Raw genomic sequence first — 22,835 nt, 5'->3', positions numbered from 1 at the left:
TTATTCGTCTTCCAGTTGCGGTTGCGGAGAGTCTTCCGGAATTTTCACATGCACCTGGATGATACGGCGGCTGTCAGCCATCGCAACTTTGAATTGGTAACCCTCAATGTCGATGCTTTCACCGCGCGCCGGCAGATGGCCGAATCCCTGCATCACCAGACCGCCAATGGTATCGACTTCGTCATCGCTGAAATCGCTACCAAATACCTCATTGAAATCCTCAATCGGCGTCAGCGCACGCACCGTATAGGTGTGGCGGTTGAGCTGACGGATATCGCGATCTTCTTCGTCGTCATATTCGTCTTCAATTTCGCCGACGATCAGCTCAAGGATATCTTCGATGGTCACCAGTCCGGAGACACCACCGAACTCATCAATGACGATCGCCATATGATAGCGCTGCGAGCGGAACTCTTTGAGCATGCGATCGACACGCTTGCTCTCAGGCACCACCACGACCGGGCGCAGCACTTTTTCCATGCTGAATGGCTCTGCGCTGCTGCTCATAAACGGCAGCAGATCTTTCGCCATCAGAATGCCTTCAACATGGTCTTTATCTTCGCTGATTACCGGGAAGCGCGAGTGGGCAGATTCAATAATCACCGCCAGGCACTCTTCAAGGCTCTGGTTGCGCTTCAGGGTTATCATCTGCGAGCGCGGGATCATAATGTCGCGCACGCGCTGTTCGGCAATATCCAGCACCCCTTCCAGCATGTCGCGGGTGTCCTGGTCGATCAGCTCTTTTTGCTCAGAATCGCGGATCAGCCCCAGCAGTTCGTCACGGTTTTTGGGTTCGCCGTGGAAAAGCTGATTGATTAGCAGGGAGAAAAAACCCTTTTTACTACTGGGTGCGTCGTTGTTTTGAGAATGGTCGTCGCTCATGGCGTTTTTATTTAGTTCTCTCGAATGAGGGAAAGGAACTGCCGGCATCCTCGCCAGCAGCGCAATGTCCTGAACCGGCGGTTCAGGCGTCTTCTTTTTCCGAAATGTACGGATCGGGATAGCCAAGAGCAAGCATTATCTCGGTCTCGAGCGCTTCCATCTCTTCAGCTTCCTCGTCTTCAATATGGTCATAACCCAGCAGATGCAGCGTGCCGTGAACCACCATGTGTGCCCAGTGCGCTTCAGGGCTTTTGCCCTGTTCGGCCGCTTCCTGCTCAACAACCTGACGACAAATAATCAGGTCGCCCAGCAGCGCCAGCTCAATGCCCGGCGGTGCTTCGAACGGAAACGACAGCACATTAGTTGGCTTATCTTTGCCGCGATAAGTCAGATTAAGCTCATGACTCTCCGCTTCATCGACCAGCCGTATCGTGACTTCGCTCTCAGGCTGAAACGGCGTGACCGCCGCCTCCAGCCAGCGCTGAAACGCCGCTTCTGCGGGCAGGCCGTTTTCATCGGCACATGCCAGCTGCAAATCTAAAATCACCGTGCTCATGAAGGCTCCTGCGGCGTCGGCTGGCTGGCAGTTTGTGCCGCCTGCGCCTCACGCTTACGCTCTTCCGCCAGTTTATCACGGCGTTTCTGGTCCGCTTCTTCCCAGGCTTCATAAGCATTAACAATGCGTGCGACCACCGGATGACGCACCACGTCTTCGCTGTGGAAAAAGTTGAAGCTGATCTCTTCCACGTTGGCCAGCACTTCAATGGCGTGGCGCAGACCGGATTTGGTGCTGCGCGGCAGGTCAATCTGCGTCACGTCACCGGTAATCACCGCTTTGGAGTTGAAGCCGATACGCGTCAGGAACATCTTCATCTGTTCGATGGTGGTGTTCTGGCTCTCATCGAGAATCACGAACGCGTCATTCAGCGTACGGCCGCGCATGTAGGCCAGCGGCGCGACTTCAATCACGTTGCGCTCCATCAGCTTCTCGACGCGCTCGAAGCCCAGCATTTCAAACAGGGCGTCATACAGCGGACGCAGGTAAGGATCGACTTTCTGACTGAGATCGCCGGGCAGGAAGCCGAGCTTTTCGCCGGCTTCGACCGCCGGACGCGTCAGCAGAATACGGCGAATTTCCTGCCGCTCCAGCGCATCCACCGCGGCGGCGACCGCCAGATAGGTTTTCCCGGTCCCGGCCGGCCCAATGCCGAAGGTGATGTCGTGATCGAGAATATTGGCGATGTACTGCGCCTGGTTTGGCGTACGCGGTTTAATCACGCCGCGCTTGGTCTTGATGTTTACCGCTTTACCGTACTCCGGCACGCTGTCGGCCGTCTGCTCCAGCACGCGACTCTCTTTGATCGCCAGATGGATCTGATCCGGTTCAATGTCCGGGATCTGGCCGCGCACCGGCGCGGTATCAACATACAGCGAACGCAGAATATTGGCGGCCGCCTCGACACTCAGCGCGCGGCCGACCAGCTTAAACAGGTTGTCGCGGCGATTGATCTCAATGCCCAGACGGCGCTCCAGCTGTTTTACGTTGTCATCAAACGGACCGCACAGGCTCATCAGTCGACGATTGTCTGCCGGTTCAAGGGCGATTTCACGAGTTTCGATATTCAAATGAATCCTTTGGGTCACTCAGGGCCAGTTGAAAGAAATAGCAGATACCGCACGCCAGGCGTCAGCATCTTTACGGAATTATTTATGGGGTCGCGCCCGGGCGCAAGCTTCAGGGGAGATATTTGGGCGGCAGCTGCGGAAAGCAAGGGCTGCGGGATGAAACAGGCGACAGCGCGTTGTGCGCTGTCGCTCAGTAATCGCGGTCTCAAGGTTGATACAGGCCCACGCCGATCTCATCCTCTTTACGCGTACGCGCAATCACCGATGCCGGACTCTCCGCGACGCGCAGGCCCATCTCCTCTTCGGTGCGAACCACGACGCCACGCAGCGAATTGGTATAAACATCGACGATTTCGACATCAACAAATTTACCGATCATGCGCACGTCGCCTTCAAAGTTGACTACGCGGTTGTTTTCGGTACGGCCGGTCAGCTCCATCACATTCTTACGTGAGGTACCTTCCACCAGAATACGCTGAACGGTACCAAGCATGCGGCGGCTCCATGCCATCGCCTGCTGATTGATGCGATCCTGCAAAATGTACAGACGCTGCTTCTTCTCCTCTTCCGGCACGTCGTCCGGCAGATCGGCCGCTGGCGTCCCCGGACGCGCCGAATAGATAAAGCTGAAGCTGGTGTCGAAATTAACTTCGCCGATGAGCTTCATGGTCTGCTCGAAATCCTGCTGGGTTTCGCCCGGGAAGCCAATGATGAAATCTGAACTGATCTGGATATCCGGGCGCGCGGCCACCAGCTTACGGATAATCGCTTTGTACTCCAGCGCAGTGTGCGCTCGCTTCATCAGCGTCAGAATACGATCGGCACCGCTCTGCACTGGCAGGTGCAGGAAGCTCACCAGCTCCGGCGTATCACGATAAACGTCGATGATGTCGTCGGTGAACTCAATCGGATGGCTGGTGGTGAAACGAATCCGGTCAATTCCGTCAATCGCGGCCACCAGACGCAGCAGCTCGGCAAAGGTACAAATCTGGTCGTCAAAGGTCGCGCCGCGATAAGCGTTGACGTTCTGCCCCAGCAGATTCACTTCACGCACGCCCTGCGCCGCCAGCTGGGCAACTTCCAGCAGGATGTCATCGCAGGGACGGCTTACTTCCTCGCCGCGCGTATAAGGCACCACGCAGAAAGTGCAATATTTATTGCAGCCTTCCATGATCGAGACAAAAGCCGTAGGCCCTTCAGCACGCGGCTCCGGCAGGCGATCAAACTTTTCGATTTCCGGGAACGAGACGTCAACAATCGGGCTTTTGCTGCCGCGCACCTGATTAATCATCTCCGGCAGACGATGCAGCGTCTGCGGGCCAAAAACGATGTCCACGCACTGCGCGCGCTGGCGAATTTTATCGCCCTCCTGCGAAGCCACACAGCCGCCCACGCCAATAATCAGCTCAGGATTCTTCGCCTTCAGCTTCTTCCAGCGTCCCAGCAAGTGAAACACTTTTTCCTGCGCCTTCTCACGGATGGAGCAGGTATTCAGCAGCAGTACGTCTGCGTCTTCGGCTTCCTCCGTCAGGGTATAGCCGTGCGTGCTGTTCAGTAGGTCAGCCATCTTCGATGAATCATATTCGTTCATCTGACAGCCCCAGGTTTTGATATGCAGTTTTTTGGTCATTGAACTAGCCATTGATTCTGAGCAGAGAAGTGCAGGGCGCGTATTGTAATGCTTTGGCGCGGGTGTGACCAGCATGCCCGTCATACTTCGCACGCCAGGTGCGTTGGCTGCGCGCGGCTCCCCCGGTCACTTACTGATGTAAGCTCCCGGGGAGATCCTTGCTTGCCGCCTTCCCGGCGCACGAATTATTTAGGGCATGATGCCCGGTTATATTTCGCACGCCAGGTGCGTTGGCTGCGCGCGGCTCTCCCGGTCACTTACTGATGTAAGCTCCCGGGGAGATCCTTGCTTGCCGCCTTCCTGGCGCACGAATTATTCAGGGCATGATGCCCGGTTATACTTCGCGCGGCTGAGCCGTCTGAAGCACAAGGTTAGCAGGGCTTTTCTGCTGGTGCGGTAAATTTCCGGTACACTTTGCCACATAGAGTGCTGCCGCAAGGCGTCACGGCAATCAGAAGGATAAGAGTCAATGCAGGATTCACAGTTTGATGTGGTGGTGGTGGGCGGCGGCATGGTCGGTGCCGCGCTGGCCTGTGGTCTGGCGCAACAGCAGTTTCGCGTGGCGGTGATTGAGCGTGCTGAACCGGCCGCGTTTGACGCCAGCCTGGCGCCGGATATACGCATCTCCGCCATTGGTGCGTCATCGGTGGCGCTGCTGCGCCAGCTCAATGTCTGGCCGCGTGTCCAGGCGATGCGCAGCGCGCCCTACCGCAAGCTGGAAACCTGGGAGTGGCAAAGCGCGCACGTCACCTTTGACGCCGCTGCACTGGGCATTCCCGAGCTGGGCTATATGGTGGAAAACAGCGTGCTGCAGCGCGCGCTGTGGGAGCAGATGCAGCAGGATGGCGTAACGCTGCTGTGTCCGGCCTCACTGCAGACGCTGCAGGCGCACAGCGGCGGCTGGCAGCTGCAGCTGGATGACGGGAGCACGCTGGATAGCCAGCTGGTGGTGGGGGCCGATGGTGCTAATTCGCGTGTGCGACAGCTGGCGGGTATCGGCGTGCGCGGCTGGAACTATGCGCAATCCTGCATGCTAATCAGCGTTGAGTGTGAACACGAGGCTGGCGATGCCACCTGGCAGCAATTTACGCCGGACGGTCCGCGCGCGTTTCTGCCGCTGTTCGATCGCCACGCTTCGCTGGTGTGGTACGACGCGCCGGCGCGGATCCGTCAGCTGCAAAATCTGCCGCTCAGCCAGCTGGCCAAAGAAGTACAGGCCAACTTCCCGGCGCGCGTCGGCCGCTTCCAGGTGAAGAACACGGCGTCGTTTCCGCTGGTGCGCCGCCATGCCACACGCTACGTGCTGCCGGGCCTGGCGCTGGTCGGTGATGCTGCACACACCATCAATCCGCTGGCCGGGCAGGGGGTTAATCTCGGCTACCGCGATGTGGATGCGCTGATTGATACGCTGGTGGACGCGCGCAGTCAGGCGCAGCGCTGGTCATCGCTGCCGGTTCTGCAGCGTTATCACCGTCAGCGCTACAAAGATAATTTGCTGATGCAGGGCGGTATGGATCTGTTCTACTTCGCCTTTAGCAACGCGCTGCCGCCGCTGCGTGTGGTGCGTAACCTTGGACTGATTGCGGCAGAGAATGCTGGCGTGCTCAAGCGTCAGGTGCTGCGTTACGCGCTGGGGTTGTAACACACCGGGCGCCGCAATCGTGGCGGCGCCATCTGTTGTATAAGGCGTGAAATTGAGGAACGACAAAAAACAACAAAGCCCGCAAAAGCGGGCCTGTTGTGCAATTTGGCTGGGGTGCAGGGATTCGAACCCCGGAATGCCGGAATCAGAATCCGGTGCCTTACCGCTTGGCGACACCCCAATAGGTGTTTGGTCAAATTGTCTTTGTATGGCTGGGGTGCAGGGATTCGAACCCCGGAATGGTGGAATCAGAATCCACTGCCTTACCGCTTGGCGACACCCCAATTTGTTTGGTGGCTACGACGGGAATCGAACCTGTGACCCCATCATTATGAGTGATGTGCTCTAACCGACTGAGCTACGTAGCCAGATTGTACTGCTTTACTGCGCCCGATGATGGCTGGGATACCTGGATTCGAACCAGGGAATGCCGGTATCAAAAACCGGTGCCTTACCGCTTGGCGATATCCCATTCGTCGACTCGTATCCACGAGAGTGCATCGGATTGGCTGGGGTACCTGGATTCGAACCAGGGAATGCCGGTATCAAAAACCGGTGCCTTACCGCTTGGCGATACCCCATCCGGCTGCCGAAGACTGAAATGGTGCGGGAGGCGAGACTTGAACTCGCACACCTTGCGGCGCCAGAACCTAAATCTGGTGCGTCTACCAATTTCGCCACTCCCGCAAAAAGATGGTGGCTACGACGGGAATCGAACCTGTGACCCCATCATTATGAGTGATGTGCTCTAACCAACTGAGCTACGTAGCCATCTTTTTTCGCGTTACCTTCATCGGCGTTGCGGGGCGCATTATGCGTATTGAGCTTTGTAGCGTCAACAAATTTTTTGCCGTTTTTTGCCTTAACGCGCCTGTTTGTCTGGCTTGTAACCAGGCTGATGATTTATTCGGCAATTTTCGATCGTATCCGCGTCAGATGCAAGAAAAAGGGGCCACAATGGGCCCCTTATACGCATAAAGAAAATGCTTATTTGTACGCTGACTGATGCACGCCTACCGCACGGCCAGACGGATCGTCCATCGATTTAAACGCTTCATCCCACTCAATGGCTTTCGCCGACGAACAGGCCACGGAGGGACCGCCCGGCACGCACTCTGCCGCGCTTGGCAGTGGGAACAGCTCCTCAAAGATCTCGCGGTACAGATACGCTTCTTTCGAGGTTGGCGTGTTGTGCGGGAAGCGGAAATGCGCGGTCGCCAGCTGCTGCTCGCTAATCTGCTTCGCCGCCACTTCTTTCAGCGTGTCAATCCAGCTGTAGCCTACGCCATCAGAGAACTGCTCTTTCTGACGCCATGCTACGCTCTCCGGCAGGTAAGAGGAGAAACATTCACGCAGAATGTGTTTTTCCATTTTGCCGTTGCTGCCGCACATTTTGTCTTCCGGGTTGATGCGCATCGCGACATCAAGAAATTTCTTATCAAGGAACGGCACACGTGCTTCCACGCCCCACGCCGACATCGCTTTGTTAGCGCGCGCGCAGTCAAACATGTGCAGTGCCAGCAGTTTACGCACGTTTTCTTCGTGGAACTCCTGGGCGTTCGGTGCCTTGTGGAAGTAGAGGTAACCGCCAAACACTTCATCCGCCCCTTCACCGGACAGCACCATTTTGATGCCCATCGCTTTGATTTTACGCGACATCAGATACATTGGCGTCGACGCGCGAATGGTGGTCACATCGTAGGTTTCGATGTGGTAAATCACATCGCGGATCGCATCCAGACCTTCCTGCACGGTGAAGTGAATTTCATGGTGCACGGTACCGAGGTGATCGGCCACCGCCTGCGCCGCTTTCAGATCCGGCGATCCTTCCAGACCGACGGCAAAGGAGTGCAGCTGCGGCCACCACGCATCGCTCTTGTCCTGATCTTCCACACGTTTGGCGGCAAAGCGCTTGGTCACCGCAGAGATGATGGAAGAGTCGAGGCCGCCGGACAGCAGCACGCCGTACGGTACGTCTGACATCAGGTGACTCTTCACTGACTCTTCCAGCGCGTGCTTCAGGCCAGCGGCATCGGTGGTGTTTTGCGCCACGGCAGCAAAATCCATCCAGTCACGCTGCCAGTAACGACGGATTTCGCCATCGGTGCTGGAGAGGTAGCTTCCCGGCGGGAATTCTTTGATGCTGCGGCACACCGGCACCAGCGCTTTCATTTCAGAAGCAACATACAGGTTGCCGTGCTCATCGTTGCCCATATAGAGCGGAATAATACCGATGTGATCGCGGCCAATCAGATACTGCTGTTTGACGCTGTCCCACAGAATGAAGGCGAACATGCCCTGCAGGTCGTCGAGGAAATCGAGGCCTTTTTCCTGATACAGCGCGAGGATGACTTCGCAGTCTGAACCGGTCTGGAACGCGTAACGATCGCTCAGTTCCGCGCGCAGCGCCTGGTGGTTATAAATTTCGCCGTTAACAGCCAGTACGTGGGTGTGATCCGCGTTGTACAGCGGCTGGGCGCCGTTGTTCACGTCAACGATGGACAGGCGCTCGTGCACCAGAATGGCTTTCTCATCAGCGAAGACACCTGACCAGTCCGGGCCGCGGTGACGCATCAGACGCGAACATTCCAGCGCTTTCTTGCGCAGTTCAACAGGATCGGTCTTCAGATCCAGCACACCAAAAATCGAACACATAACTGACTCCTGATCTCACCCTGTGGCGATGTTATTGACTTGTTTGTCCGGCAGCCTGCGCTGCGTGATGTATAAGAAAATGCGCTAATTGATGGTGGTAACGCAAGCGAAATCACCAAATACTGATAAAAAGATTGTTGGTGTGAAGTAATGTTGGGTTTTATTCAAAAAATTAACGATTAAATTAGATAGTGTCTAATGAATTGTCAGAAGTGATGGTTTTGTGCGCAGCCGATGAGATCGCGTCAGCGGCTGAATCACAGCGGTGTGCCAGACAAATAAAAAAGCCCTGCACACCGTAACGGCGAGCAGGGCCATAAGCAGACAGCATGACGCTAATCAGAACAGGTCGATATCAGCCACGGAAGGGTAGATCCAGTCCGGACGGAACGGCATGGCGTCGATATCGCTCAGCGTAGAGACGCCGGACAGCACCAGAATGGTTTCCAGACCGGCCTGGAAGCCAGCCAGAATATCGGTGCGCAGGTTATCGCCCACAATCACCGTCTCTTCTGAATGCGCATGCATTTTATTCAGTGCGGCGCGCATGATGTAAGGGCTGGGCTTACCGACATAAAACGGTTTGCGGCCGGAGATAGTTTCGATACCGGCACAGAGCGCGCCACAGGCCGGCACAAAGCCGCGTGCGTGGGTATCAGGATTGGTCGCGATAAAACGCGCACCGTTAGCCACAAAGAAGGCGGCTTTATGCATCATCTCCCAGTTAAACGAACGCGTCTCGCCGACAATCACGAAATCCGGGTTGACGTCAGTGATGGTAAAACCGGCTTTATACAGTTCATGAATCAGTGCGCCTTCACCAATCACGTAGGCTTTTTTGCCCTCCTGACGACGCAGGAAATCCGCGGTGGCCATGGCGGAGGTGTAGAACACCGAATCCGGGATGTCGACGCCGGCGTTGGCAAAGCGGTTGGCCAGATCCTGCGCGGTTTGTGACGGATAGTTGGTCAGTACCACCAGCGGCATCTCTTTTTCCAGAATGCGCTGCAGGAATTCGTTTGCGCCTTTCACGGCGGTATTGTCGTGCATCAACACGCCGTCGATGTCACAGATTACGCTTTTGATGGTCATAGATGGCTTCCGGTCGGGCCTGCCAGCCGGCAGGCTTTCTATTATTCTTCCAGCAGGTGCTGCAGCAGAATGCCATTCAGCATAGCGCGTTTTGCCAGCGCGAAAGCGCCAATTGCCGAACGATGGTCTAGCTCAGACCGCACCACGGGCAGATTTTTGCGAAACGCGTTCAACGCCTGGGTGTTAATGCAGCCCTCAATCGCCGGGAACAGCACTTTATCGGCATCGGTAATTTCGCCGGCCAGCACCACTTTTTGCGGGTTAAACAGGTTAATGGCGATAGCGATCGCTTTGCCGAGATAGCGGCCAACGTACTCGATCACTTCGCAGGCCAGCGCGTCGCCCTGATTGGCGGCGCGGCAGATTTGCGGCATCTGGCAATCATCCAGCGTCAGGCTGCTGGGATAACCCTGATTGAGCAGGTGGCGCACGCGGTTCTCAATCGCGCCATTGGCGGCAATGGTTTCGAGGCAGCCAAAGTTGCCACAGTGGCAGCGTTCGCCGAGCGGATCGACCTGAATATGACCAATCTCACCCACGTTGCCATTGCTGCCGAGGAAAATGTGGCCGTTCGCGATGATGCCGGCGCCGGTTCCGCGGTGTAAACGCACCAGAATGGAGTCTGCACAGTCGCGGCTTGCACCGAAATAGTGCTCAGCCAGCGCCAGGCTGCGGATATCGTGCCCGACAAAACTGGTGACGTTAAAGCGTTTTTTCAGGCTCGCCACCAGCGGCCAGTGGCTGACGGCAATGTGCGGCATGTAGCGAATGATGCCGTTAATCGGGTCGACCAGCCCCGGCAGGATCACCGCGATAGCGATCAGCTCATGAATTTTACGCTGGTGCGTGCTCATAAAGGCACTGATGGCGTTGAACAGCGCGTTCTCCAGCGTCTCCTGGGTGCGCTCCGGCAGCGGATAATCTTCCTGCGCCAGCGATTTTCCGCTGAGATCGAACAGCGTCAGCGTGGCATCGTTACGCCCCAGGCGCACGCCGATGGTATGAAAATGGCGGGTTTCGGTGATGATGGAGATGGCGCGGCGCCCACCGGTGGAGGCCTGTTGCTCCACCTCTTTGATGAGGCCGCGTTCGATAAGCTGACGGGTAATTTTGGTGACGCTGGCGGGCGCAAGCTGGCTGAGTTCGGCAATCTGAATACGCGAAATCGGCCCCTGTTGATCAATCAGCCGGTAAACAGCTGCACTGTTAAGTTGTTTGACAAGATCGACATTTCCTATTTGAGTCTGGCCGCCAGTGGTCATTCAGTACTTACTCGCTGAGGACGTTGTCTCCGTTGACGAACGTCTTAGTGATTTGATAATCGCGGGTAAAGACAGTGAGGTTGGCGACTTTTCCTGCTTCCACCGTACCAAACTGCCTTTCCACACCCATTGCCCTTGCCGGATACAGGGTCGCCATGCGCAGCGCTTCGTCCAGCGCGATACCACAATGTTCCACGCTATTCTGCACCGCTTCAATCATTGTCAGCGCAGATCCGCTCAGGGTACCGTTCTCATCTACGCACAGGCCGTCGCGATAGTATATTGTTTTACCTGCAAAAATGAATTGATCAATCGACGCACCGGCCGGCGCGGTGGCATCGGTCACCAGCACCAGTTTGTCGCCTTTGATTCGTTTTGCATTGCGCACGTTAGCGTAATTGACATGTAAACCGTCTGCAATAATGCCGCAGTATACATCAGGCGAATCAAACAGCGCACCGATAAGACCAGGCTCACGACCGCTAAAGGCGCTCATGGCGTTATACAGGTGGGTGGCAAAGGTGACGCCCGCGCTGATGCCCGCTTTGGCTTCGGCATAGGTGGCATTGGAGTGACCAGATGACACAATAATCCCGGCGTCACGCAGCTGGCGAATCACCGCGCTGCCCGCATTTTCCGGCGCCAGCGTAACTTTGGTGATGACGTCAGCGTTGGCGCACAGGAAATCCACCAGTTCCGCATCCGGCAAACGAATCAGCTGCGGATTGTGAGTACCTTTCTTCTCTTTATTCAGCCACGGACCTTCCAGATGCAGGCCCAGCGCCTGATTCTGATGCTTCGCCAGGTAAGCACGCATGGTTTCAATTGCGCGCTTCATCAGTTCATCACTGCTGGTAATCAGCGTCGGTAAATAGCTGGTGCAGCCGGATTTTTCATTGGCACGCTGCATGATCTCCAGCGTTTCCACGCTCAGGGCATTGATGTCATCGTTGAACTGCACGCCGCCGCAGCCGTTGAGCTGCAGGTCGATAAATCCGGGAGCGATGAACGCACCAGCCACATCCTGTTGTGGAATCGCGGCGTCCAGCGCATCGCGCGGGCAGACACGCTCAATCAGGCCATTGGCAATCACCACGGCGTGATTGTCCAGAACTTCATGACCGGTAAAAATCCGGCCGTTAACTAATGCGTACATCATCTCTTCTCCCGGCTGAACCTGCTGCGCTTAACAGCAGGCTTTCTACAACGTGTTGTTACACACCCTTCATATTTTCCGCTTCCATTTCGCGGAAATATTTCACGGTTTTCACTTTCAGTTCCATGGTGGCTGGCTCATCACACACCACCACCGCTTTCGGGTGCAGCTGCAGGCAGCTGATGGTCCACATGTGGTTGACGTTACCTTCTACCGCCGCCTGCAGCGCCTGGGCTTTGACGTGGCCGGTCACCAGAATCATCACTTCTTCCGCATCCAGCAGCGTGCCGACGCCCACGGTCAGGGCATATTTAGGCACCTGATCAACATCGCCGTCGAAGAAACGCGAGTTCGCCACACGGGTGTCGTGCGTCAGGGTTTTAATGCGGGTGCGGGAAGAGAGCGAAGAAGCCGGTTCGTTGAACGCAATGTGGCCATCGTTGCCGACGCCGCCCATAAACAGGTGGATTTTACCCAGTGCGCGGATCTTCTCTTCGTATTGGCGACATTCTGCGTCAATATCTTCGGCATTGCCATTCAGAAGATTGATATTTTCTGGTTGAATATCAACGTGATCGAAAAAGTTACGGTACATAAAGCTGTGATAGCTTTCCGGATGCTCTTTCGGCAGACCGACATACTCATCCATATTGAAGGTGATCACGTGTTTGAAACTAACCTGGCCCGCTTTATGCATCTCGATCAGGTGCTTGTAGGCTTCCAGCGGCGTGCCGCCGGTTGGCAGTCCCAGCACAAAGGGACGGTCTGCGCTGGGTTTAAAGGCATTGATGCGATTAACGATATGGCGTGCAGCCCATTTACCCACCTGGGTCGGTGTGGCCAAAGGGATCAGTCTCATGTCTTCACCTCAGTTAAGATTGGAAAGTTAGGGTCGCGTTTACTGCTGCAGCTGGCTGCTTATAGGGTAACCCGTTTGCACGCTCGCGGCGTTGGAAAAGTGCGACCTGATATTTTTCATCATAAAATAAGTTTGTGGTGGTGGCTAGCATTTCGCAGTGAAAAACGTCCATTTTGGTGATTAAAGTCACAGTTACACTGGTTTTAATTTGCGAGGCGAATTAATTTATCTTTACACTGCGCCTCGTGGTGAAGTGTGTCATCAAGGTACCGGGTGCCGGGATAATAAAATCAACCCGCATCACGGCAAAACGCCAGTCTCATAGGGGGAGAATAAGGTGAGTATTTTAGGATATCTGCAAAAGGTCGGCCGCGCGCTTATGGTGCCGGTAGCGACCCTGCCGGCAGCGGCAATCCTGATGGGGGTAGGTTACTGGATCGATCCTGACAGCTGGGGCGCAGGCAATGCGCTGGCAGCACTGCTGATCAAATCGGGTTCTGCCATCATCGACAACATGTCCGTGCTGTTCGCCATTGGTGTGGCTTACGGCATGTCAAAAGATAAAGACGGTGCAGCGGCATTAACCGGCTTTGTAGGTTTCCTCGTGGTTACTACCCTGTGTTCACCCGCCGCGGTGGCCATGATTCAGAAAATGCCGGTGGAGCAGGTTCCTGCCGCCTTCGGTAAAATCAATAACCAGTTTGTCGGCATCCTGGTGGGCATTCTCTCGGCGGAAGTCTATAACCGCTTCAGCCACGTTGAGCTGCCTAAGGCGCTGTCGTTCTTCAGCGGTCGCCGTCTGGTTCCTATCCTGGTTTCCTTCCTGATGATTGTGGTCGCCTTCATCCTGATGTACGTCTGGCCGATCATTTTCGGCGGTCTGGTGAGCTTTGGTGAGCACATTCAGAAACTGGGCTCGGTCGGTGCGGGCGTGTACGCCTTCTTTAACCGTCTGCTGATTCCGGTTGGCCTGCACCACGCGCTGAACTCGGTGTTCTGGTTCGATGTGGCGGGCATCAACGACATTCCGAAATTCCTTGGCGGCGCGCAGTCTATCGCCAACGGTACCGGCATCCCGGGTATCACCGGTCGCTATCAGGCGGGCTTCTTCCCGATCATGATGTTCGGTCTGCCGGGTGCGGCGCTGGCAATCTATCACTGCTCACGTCCGGAAAACCGCGCTAAAGTCGGTGGTATCATGCTGGCAGCGGCATTCGCCGCTTTCTTCACCGGCATCACCGAGCCGCTGGAATTCTCCTTCATGTTCGTGGCACCGGTGCTGTATGTCATCCACGCCGTGCTGACCGGTATTTCGGTCTTCATCGCTGCCAGCATGCACTGGATTGCCGGTTTCGGTTTCAGTGCCGGTCTGGTGGACATGGTGCTATCGACGCGTAACCCGCTGGCGGTGCACTGGTGGATGCTGATCCCGCAGGGTCTGGTGTTCTTCGTCATCTACTATGTGGTGTTCCGCTTCACCATTCAGAAATTCAACCTGCTGACGCCGGGCCGCGAGCTGGCTGCCGGTGATGAGACAGACGGCTATGACGTCAACGTTGATCACAGTAGCAACGGTGAGAGCGAAACCGAATCTCTGGCACGTCGCTACATCGGCGCGGTGGGCGGTTCTGACAACCTGACCAACATCGACGCCTGCATCACCCGTCTGCGTCTGAATGTGAAAGACTCTGCGCAGGTGAATGAAAGCGTGGCTAAACGCCTCGGTGCTTCTGGCGTGATCCGCCTTAACAAGCAGAGCGTGCAGATCATTGTTGGTACGCAGGCCGAAAGCATTGCGACCGCGATGAAAACCGTACTGAGCAAAGGCCCGGTTGCCGGCGCAGCGGCACCTGCTGCGGCAACAACCGCCGCGCCTGCGGCTGCTCAGCCCCAGGCCGTGCGCAACAGCGAGAAAAAGGTGATTGCAACGCTGCTGGCACCGGTCAGTGGCGAAGTGGTAGCGCTGGAAAACGTGCCGGATGAAGCCTTCGCCAGCAAAGCGGTAGGCGATGGCCTGGCGATCAAACCGAGCGATAAAACTGTCGTCGCGCCGGTGGCGGGCACCGTGGTGAAAATCTTCAACACCAACCATGCATTCTGCCTTGAAGCCGAAAATGGCGTTGAGATTGTCGTGCACATGGGTCTCGATACCGTCGCGCTGGAAGGTAAAGGGTTTACCCGTCTGGTTGAAGAGGGCGCAACCGTCACAGCGGGCCAGCCGATCCTCGAAATGGATCTGGACTTCCTCAACGCCAATGCGCGTTCGATGATCAGCCCGGTGGTGGTCAGCAACAGCGATGATTTTGCTGGTCTGAATCTGCTGGCAGGCGGTACCGTGGTAGCAGGCGTTACGCCGCTGTATGAAGTGAAAAATTAACACGTTTTGAGCGTCACTGAAGGCAGGAAGCAATTCCTGCCTTTTTTGTTTTAAAACGACCAACAAACGGTTGTTTCCCTTCAGCGCTTTGTGGATCATACTCCGTTACTTCGTGGTACAAATCACCCGCTATTGTTTTGAGGATTTTGAGATGAGTGAGGCTGAAGCCCGCCCAACGAACTTTATTCGTCAGATCATCGACGAAGATTTGGCGAGCGGTAAGCACAACAGTGTGCATACCCGTTTCCCGCCTGAGCCCAATGGTTACCTGCATATTGGCCATGCAAAATCGATCTGCCTGAACTTTGGTATCGCACAAGATTATCAGGGGCAGTGCAACCTGCGTTTCGACGACACCAATCCGGTCAAAGAGGATATGGAGTTCGTTGAATCGATCAAGAATGATGTGCAATGGCTGGGCTTTGAGTGGAGCGGCAACATTCGTTACTCCTCTGACTACTTTGACCAACTGTTCAACTACGCGGTTGAGCTGATCAACAAAGGCCTGGCCTACGTTGATGAGCTGTCGCCAGAGCAGATCCGTGAATATCGCGGCACGCTAACCGCGCCGGGCAAAAACAGCCCGTATCGCGATCGCAGCGTGGAAGAGAACCTGGCGCTATTCCAGAAGATGCGTGATGGCGGCTTCGAAGAGGGCAAAGCCTGTCTGCGTGCCAAAATCGACATGGCATCCAGCTTTATTGTGATGCGCGATCCGGTGCTGTACCGCATTAAATTTGCCGAACACCACCAGACTGGCAACAAGTGGTGCATCTATCCGATGTACGACTTTACCCATTGCATCTCTGATGCGCTGGAAGGCATCACCCATTCCCTGTGTACGCTGGAGTTCCAGGATAACCGTCGTCTCTACGACTGGGTGCTGGATAACATCACTATTCCGGTGCATCCGCGTCAGTACGAGTTTTCGCGCCTGAATCTGGAATATGCGGTGATGTCGAAGCGTAAGCTGACGCAGCTGGTGAGCGAGAAGATTGTTGAAGGCTGGGACGATCCGCGCATGCTGACCGTATCCGGTCTGCGCCGTCGTGGCTATAGCGCGGCGTCAATCCGCGAATTCTGCCGCCGTATCGGTGTGACCAAGCAGGACAACATTGTTGAGATGGCGTCGCTGGAGTCGTGCATTCGTGACGACCTCAACGAGAACGCGCCGCGCGCTATGGCGGTGCTGGATCCGCTGAAAGTGGTGATCGAGAACCTGCCGGCCGGGCATGAAGAAATCATCAGCATGCCGAACCATCCGAACAAACCGGAGATGGGCACGCGTGAGGTGCCGTTCAGCCGTGAGGTGTGGATCGATCGTGCCGACTTCCGTGAAGAGGCCAACAAGCAGTACAAGCGTCTGGTGCTGGGTAAAGAAGTTCGTCTGCGCAACGCTTACGTCATTCGTGCCGAGCGCGTGGCGAAAGATGAAGCCGGCAACATCACCTGCATCTACGCTACCTGCGATGTCGACACCCTGAGCAAAGATCCGGCCGATGGCCGCAAGGTGAAAGGCGTTATCCATTGGGTGTCGGCGATTCACGCGCTGCCTGCCGAATTCCGCCTGTACGATCGTCTGTTCAGCGTGCCAAATCCGGGCGCGGCCGAGGATTTCCTCACCACCATTAACCCGAACTCGCTGGAGATCAAACAGGGCTTCGTTGAGCCGGGTCTGCGTGCCGCCAGCGCGCTGGCGCCGTATCAGTTTGAGCGCGAAGGTTACTTCTGCGCTGACAGCGTGTACTCGCAGCCGTCGAAACTGGTGTTCAACCGCACTGTGGGTCTGCGTGATACCTGGGCAAAAATCGGCGAATAATTTTACTGCTTGATAGCACGATATGATCAGCAAAGGGCGAGCAATCGCCCTTTTTTATTGCCCGTTATCTGCAAACGGGAATCGATTATGCTGAACCAGACAAAAAACAGTAATTACGCGCGATTACGACTAATCTGACTTTAATAAAATTAACTAATTTACCCGTGTGAAATCGTTATTTTCAGGTAGGCTATGCGCTCTTAAATGTTGCTGTGCGGGTTAGCGAAGGAAGAAAAATGACAAGTCTCGCTCTGGAAGCCAAACATAGCGTGGTGGTTTTACATCAGCTTATCGAACGTATTTTTAATCAGGCCGAAGGCAGCGATGACAGTATGGACCTGCTGCTGTCGCACTTTCATCCCGACTTCAAAATGGTGACGCCGCAAGGCAAACAGCTCGATCTCAATGACACTGAAACCCTGTTTCGCAAACTGCACGGGCAGCGGGAAGGGATGCGAATCGCCACCAGTGAGCATGCCATCATTTCCCAGCAGCAGCAGGAAGTGACCATTCAGTATCACGAACTGCAAATGCTTAACGGCAACAACCAGACCCGCATTTCGCTGGCGGTGCTGGACTGCAGCACGCCGGTTCCGCGCTGGCGCTATTTGCAGGAAACGCTGGTCGCCTGAACGCAGCCATAAAAAAACCGGTGCCTGGCACCGGTTTTTTTATACTGCATAGCATATTCAATTACTGATCGTGGAGCGTCTCGTCTTCGCGGCAGTCTCCCAGCGCACAGTGGCCGTACAGATACAGGCTGTGGTTGCTGAGTTTGATACCGTGGCGTGTCGCAATCTCACGCTGACGCGTTTCGATAGATTCATCGCTAAACTCGATCACTTTGCCGCAGTCGAGGCAAATCAGGTGATCATGGTGATGCTGCTGGGTCAGTTCGAATACGGATTTCCCGCCTTCGAAGTTATGACGCGTCACGATGCCGGCGTCGTCAAACTGGTTCAGAACACGGTATACCGTCGCCAGACCAATCTCTTCGCCCATGTCGATCAGGCGTTTGTACAAATCTTCCGCACTGACATGATGGGACTCGGGTCCGGGTCCCTGAAGCACTTCCAGAATCTTCAGTCTGGGCAGCGTGACTTTCAGGCCAGCCTTTTTCAATGCGGAGTTGTTGTCAGTCATGCGGATATTGTCCTGTTACTTTGCTAGTCACTTACGGCGCAAAGGCCTTGAATGTGTGGTCAACGCGCATTCTCATTTGCGTCTCATTATAGAGCTCAGCCTGCGAAATGAAAACCGGCTGCGGCGGACAATTCCCCGGATGCTGTAAGGAGAAATGTCGTGAACCTCAGCGGGATCGTGCAGATCGATGTTCCTTTTCGCGCAGTCTCAGTCTGATGCCCGAGGAATAAGCAGATGACCGTTGCGGGTATTCTACAGAATTGAGGGAAAAAGTTAAAAAACCGTAGCTATTATTTTTATAGGTAATTCCAATGCCCGATGTGAGCCAGCGCCCACATCGGACAGGAAAGCATCAGGCTTCGATGATCGCCTGCAGCTGCAGCTCGTCAAAGATCTGCTTAACCCATTTGTCGACGCGCTCGTTAGTCAGTTCAGGCTGACGATCTTCATCGATGGCGAGGCCGAGGAAGTGTTTGTCGTCTGCCAGACCTTTAGAGGCTTCGAAGTGGTAACCTTCGGTTGGCCAGTGGCCCACAATCACTGCGCCGTTTGGCTCAATGATGTCGCGAATGGTGCCCATCGCGTCACAGAAGTACTCGGCATAATCTTCCTGATCGCCGCAGCCAAACAGCGCTACCAGCTTACCGTTGAAATCAATCTCTTCCAGCGTCGGGAAGAAGTCATCCCAGTCGCACTGGGCTTCACCGTAGTACCAGGTCGGAATACCCAGCAGCAGAATATCGAATGCTTCGAGATCTTCTTTGGTGCTCTTAGCAATGTCATGCACTTCGGCGACATCTTTACCCAGTTGTTTCTGGATCATTTTTGCAATGTTTTCAGTGTTGCCGGTATCGCTGCCGAAGAAAATGCCTACGATTGCCATGGAGTGAGTAACCTCTTAAATCCTGATTGTGAAAGTAAGTCAGAAGACGACACAGTTATGCGAATGATAGCAGACCGGCGAAAAGCGCGGAATGTGTAAAGCGCTGAGTTTGTGTTCCAGCGTGCGGTCTGCGCACGTTACGCCAGTTTGAGCTGCGCCAGCAGCATTTGTTCAATCAGTTCACTGCGGCTGATGTTCTGCTGCTCGGCCAGCGTATTAAGCGCGTCGACCGCTTCGCTGGACATTTTCAGCTCAACGCGGCGCAGGCCGCGCACCCGGTCGCGCTTCAGCTGGTTGCGCTTATTAATGCGCAGCTGCTCATCACGCGACAGCGGACTGGTTTTAGGGCGACCGGGACGCCGCTCGTCTGCGAAGAGATCGAGCGTGGTACGATCTGTCTGTTCTTTTGCCATGGTTTGTGAAACTGCGTGGGCGCGAACGGCGGAAAGGCGCTGCGCGATTTAAACATTTATCGGCCCGACCGCGGCGAAAAAAGCATCCGCGGCAAATTTTTAGCGCGACATCATACTCCAGCGCCCGGCGCGACGCCAACCCTAAACCGCCCGTAGCAAGCTTTTGCTTTTACAGGTTAAAAAAGCGGCGCACCGCGCGCAGTACGGCATCGGGTTTTTCGGCATGCACCCAGTGGCCGGCACCGCTGATAATGTGCGCCTGCGCCTGCGGGAACTGGCGCAGCAGCGCATCACGGTGCTGATTGTCCAGATAGGGTGAATCACCGCCGCGAATAAACAGCGCCGGATGAGGCCACGCGGGCACCTCCTGCCAGCCGGAGAGCACCGGATAATTGTCCCATAACACCGGCACGTTAAAGCGCCATTCGCCTTCATGGAAAGATTTCAGAATGAACTGAATCACGCCTTCTTCGCGCACGTGTTCACGCATCACGTCGGCCGCAGCGCTGCGGCGCGTGACGCCAGCTGCGCTGACCGCGCGGATCGCCGCGAAGATCTCATCGTGGCGTCGCGTCTGATAATCCACCGGCGCGATATCAATCAGCACCATTTTGCCAATCCGTTCGGGCGCAACGGCGCTCAGCGCCATGGCAATTTTGCCGCCCATTGAGTGGCCGATAACATCGACCCGTTCGATGTGGTGCGCATCCAGCGTATCGACCATATCCTGCGCCAGCGCAGCGTAGTGCATCTCTTCGCTGCGCGGTGACAGGCCGTGGTTACGGACATCCACCTGCAGCGTGGGCCGTGCATCGCGCACGCCGCGCGCCAGTACGCCGAGGTTATCCAGGCTACCAAACAGGCCATGAATTAACAGAATGGGCTGGGCATCAGGGGCAGATTGTTCAGTTTGCAGACGGGCGTTCAAAATCATGGCTAAAGTTCTTTCGGTTGAGACCTGGGCTTAGGGTATCATGGATTCACCTGTCCCGGCGCCAGGCGGTCAGGCATTAGGGCATATTCCGACTTTTGCCCGTAAACGATGCCAGCGCTATCGGCTGTCGCGGATTTAACTTTATAATCCTTATGTTAGAGCCCGCTCACATTTTGCACGACCGGATTTTGTTAAGGCCTTTGCAAAGTAGCGTGGTTCTGCCATTTGCCAGAATCGCACGGAAAAAGATGAAAACGATTGAAGTTGACGAAGAACTCTACCGTTATATTGCCAGCCACACGCAGCACATTGGTGAAAGCGCCTCGGACATTTTGCGCCGTATGCTGAAATTCACTGCCGGCCAGAGCGCATCCGCTGCGACAGCGGCGAATGCGGCGGTAAAAGAAGCACCGGCTGCACGCAGCGAAGCGCGACCTCAGGATCGCGTGCGCGCCGTGCGTGAGCTGCTGCTGTCTGACGAGTATGCGGAGCAGAAGAAGGCGGTTAATCGCTTCATGCTGATCCTGTCAACGCTTTATCGTCTTGATCCGGCAGCCTTTGCTGATGCCACTGCCTCGCTGCAGGGCCGCACCCGCGTCTACTTTGCGGGTGACGAGCACACGCTGCTGCAAAATGGCACCCATACTAAGCCGAAGCACGTCCCCGGCACGCCGTACTGGGTGATCACCAATACCAATACAGGTCGTAAATGCAGCATGGTGGAACACATCATGCTTGCCATGCAGTTCCCGCAGGAACTGGCAGAGAAAGTTTGCGGCACCATTTAAACCGAAGCGTCAGGGAGAAGCGCCAATGGCCAATCACCCCCGTGCCGGGCAACCTGCCCAGCAGAGCGATTTGATTAACGTTGCACAATTAACCTCGCAGTACTACGTCCTGAAGCCGGATGCGGCGAACCCGGACCATGCGGTGAAATTTGGCACCTCCGGCCACCGCGGCAGCGCGGGACGTCATAGCTTCAACGAAGTACACATTCTGGCGATTGCGCAGGCGATCGCTGAAGAGCGTAAAAAGAACGGCATCACCGGCCCGTGCTACGTAGGTAAAGACACCCATGCGCTGTCTGAGCCGGCGATCCTGTCAGTGCTGGAAGTGCTGGCCGCCAACGGCGTTGATGTGATTGTGCAGCAGGACAACGGCTATACGCCGACGCCGGCGATCTCCAACGCCATTCTGGAGCACAACAAGCGCGGCGGCGCGCAGGCGGACGGTATCGTGATTACCCCGTCGCACAACCCGCCGGAAGACGGTGGCATCAAGTACAATCCGCCGAACGGTGGACCGGCTGACACCAACGTCACCAAAGTGGTGGAAGATCGCGCGAATCAGTTGATCAAAGGTGAGCTGAAAGAGGTTAAGCGTCTGGCGCTGGATCAGGCGTGGGCCAGTGGCCACATCGTTGAGCAGGATCTGATCCAGCCATACGTTGAAGGTCTGGCGCAGGTGATTGACTTCCCGGCGATCCAGAAAGCCGGCCTGAAAATCGGTGTCGATCCGCTCGGCGGTTCCGGCATGGCCTACTGGCAGCGCATTGCTGAGCACTACCAGCTCGATCTGACCATCGTTAATGATGCCATCGACCAGACGTTCCGCTTCATGCATCTGGATAAAGATGGCGTGGTGCGCATGGACTGTTCGTCCGAGTGCGCGATGGCCGGTCTGCTGGCGTATAAAGACAAGTTCGATCTGGCCTTCGGTAACGATCCGGATTACGACCGTCACGGCATCGTCACGCCCGCCGGTCTGATGAACCCGAACCACTATCTGGCGGTAGCGATCAACTACCTGTTCCAGCACCGTCCGCAGTGGGGCAAAGAGGTGGCCGTTGGTAAAACGCTGGTTTCCAGCGCGATGATTGACCGCGTGGTGAACGATATTGGCCGCAAGCTGGTAGAAGTCCCGGTCGGCTTCAAATGGTTCGTGGATGGTCTGTTCGACGGCAGCTTTGGCTTTGGCGGCGAAGAGAGCGCCGGCGCCTCGTTCCTGCGTTTCGACGGCTCCGCCTGGTCAACAGACAAAGACGGCATTATCCTGTGTCTGCTGGCGGCGGAAATCACTGCGGTTACCGGTAAGAACCCGCAGCAGCACTATGATGAGCTGGCCGCGCGTTTTGGTGCGCCAAGCTACAACCGTCTGCAGGCACCTGCCACTTCTGCGCAGAAAGCGGCACTGTCGAAGCTGTCACCTGAAATGGTCAGCGCCGATACGCTGGCGGGCGACCCGATCACCGCACGTCTGACCGCGGCACCGGGCAACGGCGCCTCGATTGGTGGTCTGAAAGTGATGACTGAAAACGGCTGGTTCGCGGCACGTCCGTCCGGCACGGAAGACGCCTACAAAATCTATTGTGAAAGCTTCCTCGGCGCTGAGCATCGCCAGCAGATCGAGAAAGAAGCGGTAGAAATTGTCAGCGAAGTGCTGAAAAACGCCTGACAGGGCAT

Annotated in this window: 19 protein-coding genes and 7 tRNA genes; 6 read left to right on the top strand and 20 right to left on the bottom strand. The window is 55.8% G+C overall.

Features of this window, described 5'->3' with window-relative positions; translation table 11 throughout:
- The 4 genes from corC to miaB form a co-directional block, all read right to left on the bottom strand.
- Complete coding sequence (gene corC, locus F3I21_RS05355) at positions 1 to 882, bottom strand: CNNM family magnesium/cobalt transport protein CorC (RefSeq protein WP_021508571.1); 882 nt, start codon at positions 880 to 882, stop codon at positions 1 to 3.
- Positions 883 to 964: 82 nt separating this feature from the next.
- Positions 965 to 1,438, bottom strand: coding sequence for an rRNA maturation RNase YbeY (gene ybeY / locus F3I21_RS05350; RefSeq protein ID WP_150058444.1), 474 nt, complete (start codon positions 1,436 to 1,438; stop codon positions 965 to 967).
- Complete coding sequence (locus F3I21_RS05345; protein WP_058757893.1) at positions 1,435 to 2,508, bottom strand: PhoH family protein; 1,074 nt, start codon at positions 2,506 to 2,508, stop codon at positions 1,435 to 1,437. Before F3I21_RS05345 ends, ybeY begins: the two co-directional genes overlap by 4 nt.
- Before the next feature lie 205 nt (positions 2,509 to 2,713).
- Complete coding sequence (miaB, locus tag F3I21_RS05340) at positions 2,714 to 4,138, bottom strand: tRNA (N6-isopentenyl adenosine(37)-C2)-methylthiotransferase MiaB (RefSeq protein WP_021508568.1); 1,425 nt, start codon at positions 4,136 to 4,138, stop codon at positions 2,714 to 2,716.
- Between the two features lie 469 nt (positions 4,139 to 4,607).
- On the opposite strand from miaB, the gene ubiF reads away from it, so the two are divergent.
- On the top strand, positions 4,608 to 5,780 hold the full coding sequence (gene ubiF / locus F3I21_RS05335; protein WP_150058443.1) for a 3-demethoxyubiquinol 3-hydroxylase: 1,173 nt from the start codon (positions 4,608 to 4,610) through the stop codon (positions 5,778 to 5,780).
- Between the two features lie 106 nt (positions 5,781 to 5,886).
- Here the strand turns inward: ubiF and F3I21_RS05330 are convergent.
- From F3I21_RS05330 to nagB, 12 genes are all read right to left on the bottom strand, one after another.
- A tRNA-Gln gene (locus F3I21_RS05330) sits at positions 5,887 to 5,961 on the bottom strand.
- A gap of 28 nt (positions 5,962 to 5,989) precedes the next feature.
- Positions 5,990 to 6,064: transfer RNA gene (locus F3I21_RS05325), tRNA-Gln, on the bottom strand.
- Between the two features lie 7 nt (positions 6,065 to 6,071).
- Positions 6,072 to 6,148: transfer RNA gene (locus F3I21_RS05320), tRNA-Met, on the bottom strand.
- A gap of 29 nt (positions 6,149 to 6,177) precedes the next feature.
- Positions 6,178 to 6,252: transfer RNA gene (locus F3I21_RS05315), tRNA-Gln, on the bottom strand.
- A 34-nt stretch (positions 6,253 to 6,286) separates the two neighbouring features.
- A tRNA-Gln gene (locus F3I21_RS05310) sits at positions 6,287 to 6,361 on the bottom strand.
- A 21-nt stretch (positions 6,362 to 6,382) separates the two neighbouring features.
- A tRNA-Leu gene (locus F3I21_RS05305) sits at positions 6,383 to 6,467 on the bottom strand.
- A gap of 7 nt (positions 6,468 to 6,474) precedes the next feature.
- Positions 6,475 to 6,551, bottom strand: a tRNA-Met gene (locus tag F3I21_RS05300).
- A gap of 216 nt (positions 6,552 to 6,767) precedes the next feature.
- A complete protein-coding gene (asnB, locus tag F3I21_RS05295; protein ID WP_021508566.1) occupies positions 6,768 to 8,435 on the bottom strand; it encodes an asparagine synthase B in 1,668 nt (555 codons plus the stop codon).
- 339 nt (positions 8,436 to 8,774) lie between these two features.
- Positions 8,775 to 9,527 carry an HAD-IIA family hydrolase gene (locus F3I21_RS05290; RefSeq protein ID WP_021508565.1) on the bottom strand — a complete coding sequence of 251 codons (753 nt, stop codon included), beginning with the start codon at positions 9,525 to 9,527 and terminating at the stop codon, positions 8,775 to 8,777.
- A 41-nt stretch (positions 9,528 to 9,568) separates the two neighbouring features.
- Complete coding sequence (locus tag F3I21_RS05285; RefSeq protein ID WP_058757890.1) at positions 9,569 to 10,789, bottom strand: N-acetylglucosamine repressor; 1,221 nt, start codon at positions 10,787 to 10,789, stop codon at positions 9,569 to 9,571.
- Between the two features lie 7 nt (positions 10,790 to 10,796).
- Positions 10,797 to 11,945, bottom strand: a complete 1,149-nt coding sequence (gene nagA, locus F3I21_RS05280; protein WP_059012584.1) for an N-acetylglucosamine-6-phosphate deacetylase — start codon at positions 11,943 to 11,945, stop codon at positions 10,797 to 10,799.
- Between the two features lie 58 nt (positions 11,946 to 12,003).
- Positions 12,004 to 12,804 carry a glucosamine-6-phosphate deaminase gene (gene nagB / locus F3I21_RS05275; protein WP_031279884.1) on the bottom strand — a complete coding sequence of 267 codons (801 nt, stop codon included), beginning with the start codon at positions 12,802 to 12,804 and terminating at the stop codon, positions 12,004 to 12,006.
- A gap of 343 nt (positions 12,805 to 13,147) precedes the next feature.
- On the opposite strand from nagB, the gene nagE reads away from it, so the two are divergent.
- The 3 genes from nagE to F3I21_RS05260 all read left to right on the top strand — a co-directional run bounded on the left by nagE (position 13,148) and on the right by F3I21_RS05260 (position 17,632).
- Positions 13,148 to 15,181 carry an N-acetylglucosamine-specific PTS transporter subunit IIBC gene (nagE, locus tag F3I21_RS05270; protein WP_058758041.1) on the top strand — a complete coding sequence of 678 codons (2,034 nt, stop codon included), beginning with the start codon at positions 13,148 to 13,150 and terminating at the stop codon, positions 15,179 to 15,181.
- Between the two features lie 151 nt (positions 15,182 to 15,332).
- Entirely contained in the window at positions 15,333 to 17,000 is a 1,668-nt protein-coding gene (gene glnS / locus F3I21_RS05265) for a glutamine--tRNA ligase (protein ID WP_058757889.1), read from the top strand.
- Between the two features lie 236 nt (positions 17,001 to 17,236).
- Positions 17,237 to 17,632, top strand: a complete 396-nt coding sequence (locus F3I21_RS05260) for a hypothetical protein (protein WP_021508559.1) — start codon at positions 17,237 to 17,239, stop codon at positions 17,630 to 17,632.
- Between the two features lie 61 nt (positions 17,633 to 17,693).
- Here F3I21_RS05260 and fur read toward each other — a convergent pair whose 3' ends face one another.
- The 4 genes from fur to ybfF all read right to left on the bottom strand — a co-directional run bounded on the left by fur (position 17,694) and on the right by ybfF (position 20,373).
- On the bottom strand, positions 17,694 to 18,143 hold the full coding sequence (gene fur, locus F3I21_RS05255; protein ID WP_021508558.1) for a ferric iron uptake transcriptional regulator: 450 nt from the start codon (positions 18,141 to 18,143) through the stop codon (positions 17,694 to 17,696).
- 352 nt (positions 18,144 to 18,495) lie between these two features.
- Entirely contained in the window at positions 18,496 to 19,026 is a 531-nt protein-coding gene (gene fldA / locus F3I21_RS05250; RefSeq protein ID WP_021508557.1) for a flavodoxin FldA, read from the bottom strand.
- A 137-nt stretch (positions 19,027 to 19,163) separates the two neighbouring features.
- Positions 19,164 to 19,439, bottom strand: coding sequence for a LexA regulated protein (gene ybfE / locus F3I21_RS05245; protein ID WP_010616122.1), 276 nt, complete (start codon positions 19,437 to 19,439; stop codon positions 19,164 to 19,166).
- A 169-nt stretch (positions 19,440 to 19,608) separates the two neighbouring features.
- The gene (ybfF, locus tag F3I21_RS05240) at positions 19,609 to 20,373 is read right to left on the bottom strand and encodes an esterase (RefSeq protein ID WP_021508556.1); all 765 of its coding nucleotides are present in this window, start codon (positions 20,371 to 20,373) and stop codon (positions 19,609 to 19,611) included.
- Between the two features lie 248 nt (positions 20,374 to 20,621).
- Here ybfF and seqA point away from each other — a divergent pair, with 248 nt between their 5' ends.
- Positions 20,622 to 21,161, top strand: a complete 540-nt coding sequence (gene seqA / locus F3I21_RS05235) for a replication initiation negative regulator SeqA (RefSeq protein WP_150058442.1) — start codon at positions 20,622 to 20,624, stop codon at positions 21,159 to 21,161.
- A 25-nt stretch (positions 21,162 to 21,186) separates the two neighbouring features.
- Positions 21,187 to 22,827 carry a phosphoglucomutase (alpha-D-glucose-1,6-bisphosphate-dependent) gene (gene pgm, locus F3I21_RS05230; RefSeq protein ID WP_021508555.1) on the top strand — a complete coding sequence of 547 codons (1,641 nt, stop codon included), beginning with the start codon at positions 21,187 to 21,189 and terminating at the stop codon, positions 22,825 to 22,827.
- The last annotated feature ends 8 nt before the right edge of the window (positions 22,828 to 22,835 follow it).

This window comes from Pantoea sp. B_9 (assembly GCF_008632015.1).
Lineage (GTDB): Bacteria > Pseudomonadota > Gammaproteobacteria > Enterobacterales > Enterobacteriaceae > Pantoea > Pantoea dispersa.
The sequence above is the reverse complement of the archived record's forward strand: the minus strand, read 5'-3'. Positions and strand labels throughout refer to the sequence as shown.

Bases quoted from the DNA above. Each gene is read 5' to 3' on its own strand.
- corC (WP_021508571.1), bottom strand. From the start codon at position 882: ATGAGCGACGACCATTCTCAAAACAACGACGCACCCAGTAGTAAAAAG.
- ybeY (WP_150058444.1), bottom strand. From the start codon at position 1,438: ATGAGCACGGTGATTTTAGATTTGCAGCTGGCATGTGCCGATGAAAAC.
- miaB (WP_021508568.1), bottom strand. From the start codon at position 4,138: ATGACCAAAAAACTGCATATCAAAACCTGGGGCTGTCAGATGAACGAA.
- ubiF (WP_150058443.1), top strand. From the start codon at position 4,608: ATGCAGGATTCACAGTTTGATGTGGTGGTGGTGGGCGGCGGCATGGTC.
- asnB (WP_021508566.1), bottom strand. From the start codon at position 8,435: ATGTGTTCGATTTTTGGTGTGCTGGATCTGAAGACCGATCCTGTTGAA.
- F3I21_RS05290 (WP_021508565.1), bottom strand. From the start codon at position 9,527: ATGACCATCAAAAGCGTAATCTGTGACATCGACGGCGTGTTGATGCAC.
- F3I21_RS05285 (WP_058757890.1), bottom strand. From the start codon at position 10,789: ATGACCACTGGCGGCCAGACTCAAATAGGAAATGTCGATCTTGTCAAA.
- nagA (WP_059012584.1), bottom strand. From the start codon at position 11,945: ATGTACGCATTAGTTAACGGCCGGATTTTTACCGGTCATGAAGTTCTG.
- nagB (WP_031279884.1), bottom strand. From the start codon at position 12,804: ATGAGACTGATCCCTTTGGCCACACCGACCCAGGTGGGTAAATGGGCT.
- glnS (WP_058757889.1), top strand. From the start codon at position 15,333: ATGAGTGAGGCTGAAGCCCGCCCAACGAACTTTATTCGTCAGATCATC.
- F3I21_RS05260 (WP_021508559.1), top strand. From the start codon at position 17,237: ATGACAAGTCTCGCTCTGGAAGCCAAACATAGCGTGGTGGTTTTACAT.
- fur (WP_021508558.1), bottom strand. From the start codon at position 18,143: ATGACTGACAACAACTCCGCATTGAAAAAGGCTGGCCTGAAAGTCACG.
- fldA (WP_021508557.1), bottom strand. From the start codon at position 19,026: ATGGCAATCGTAGGCATTTTCTTCGGCAGCGATACCGGCAACACTGAA.
- ybfE (WP_010616122.1), bottom strand. From the start codon at position 19,439: ATGGCAAAAGAACAGACAGATCGTACCACGCTCGATCTCTTCGCAGAC.
- ybfF (WP_021508556.1), bottom strand. From the start codon at position 20,373: ATGATTTTGAACGCCCGTCTGCAAACTGAACAATCTGCCCCTGATGCC.
- seqA (WP_150058442.1), top strand. From the start codon at position 20,622: ATGAAAACGATTGAAGTTGACGAAGAACTCTACCGTTATATTGCCAGC.
- pgm (WP_021508555.1), top strand. From the start codon at position 21,187: ATGGCCAATCACCCCCGTGCCGGGCAACCTGCCCAGCAGAGCGATTTG.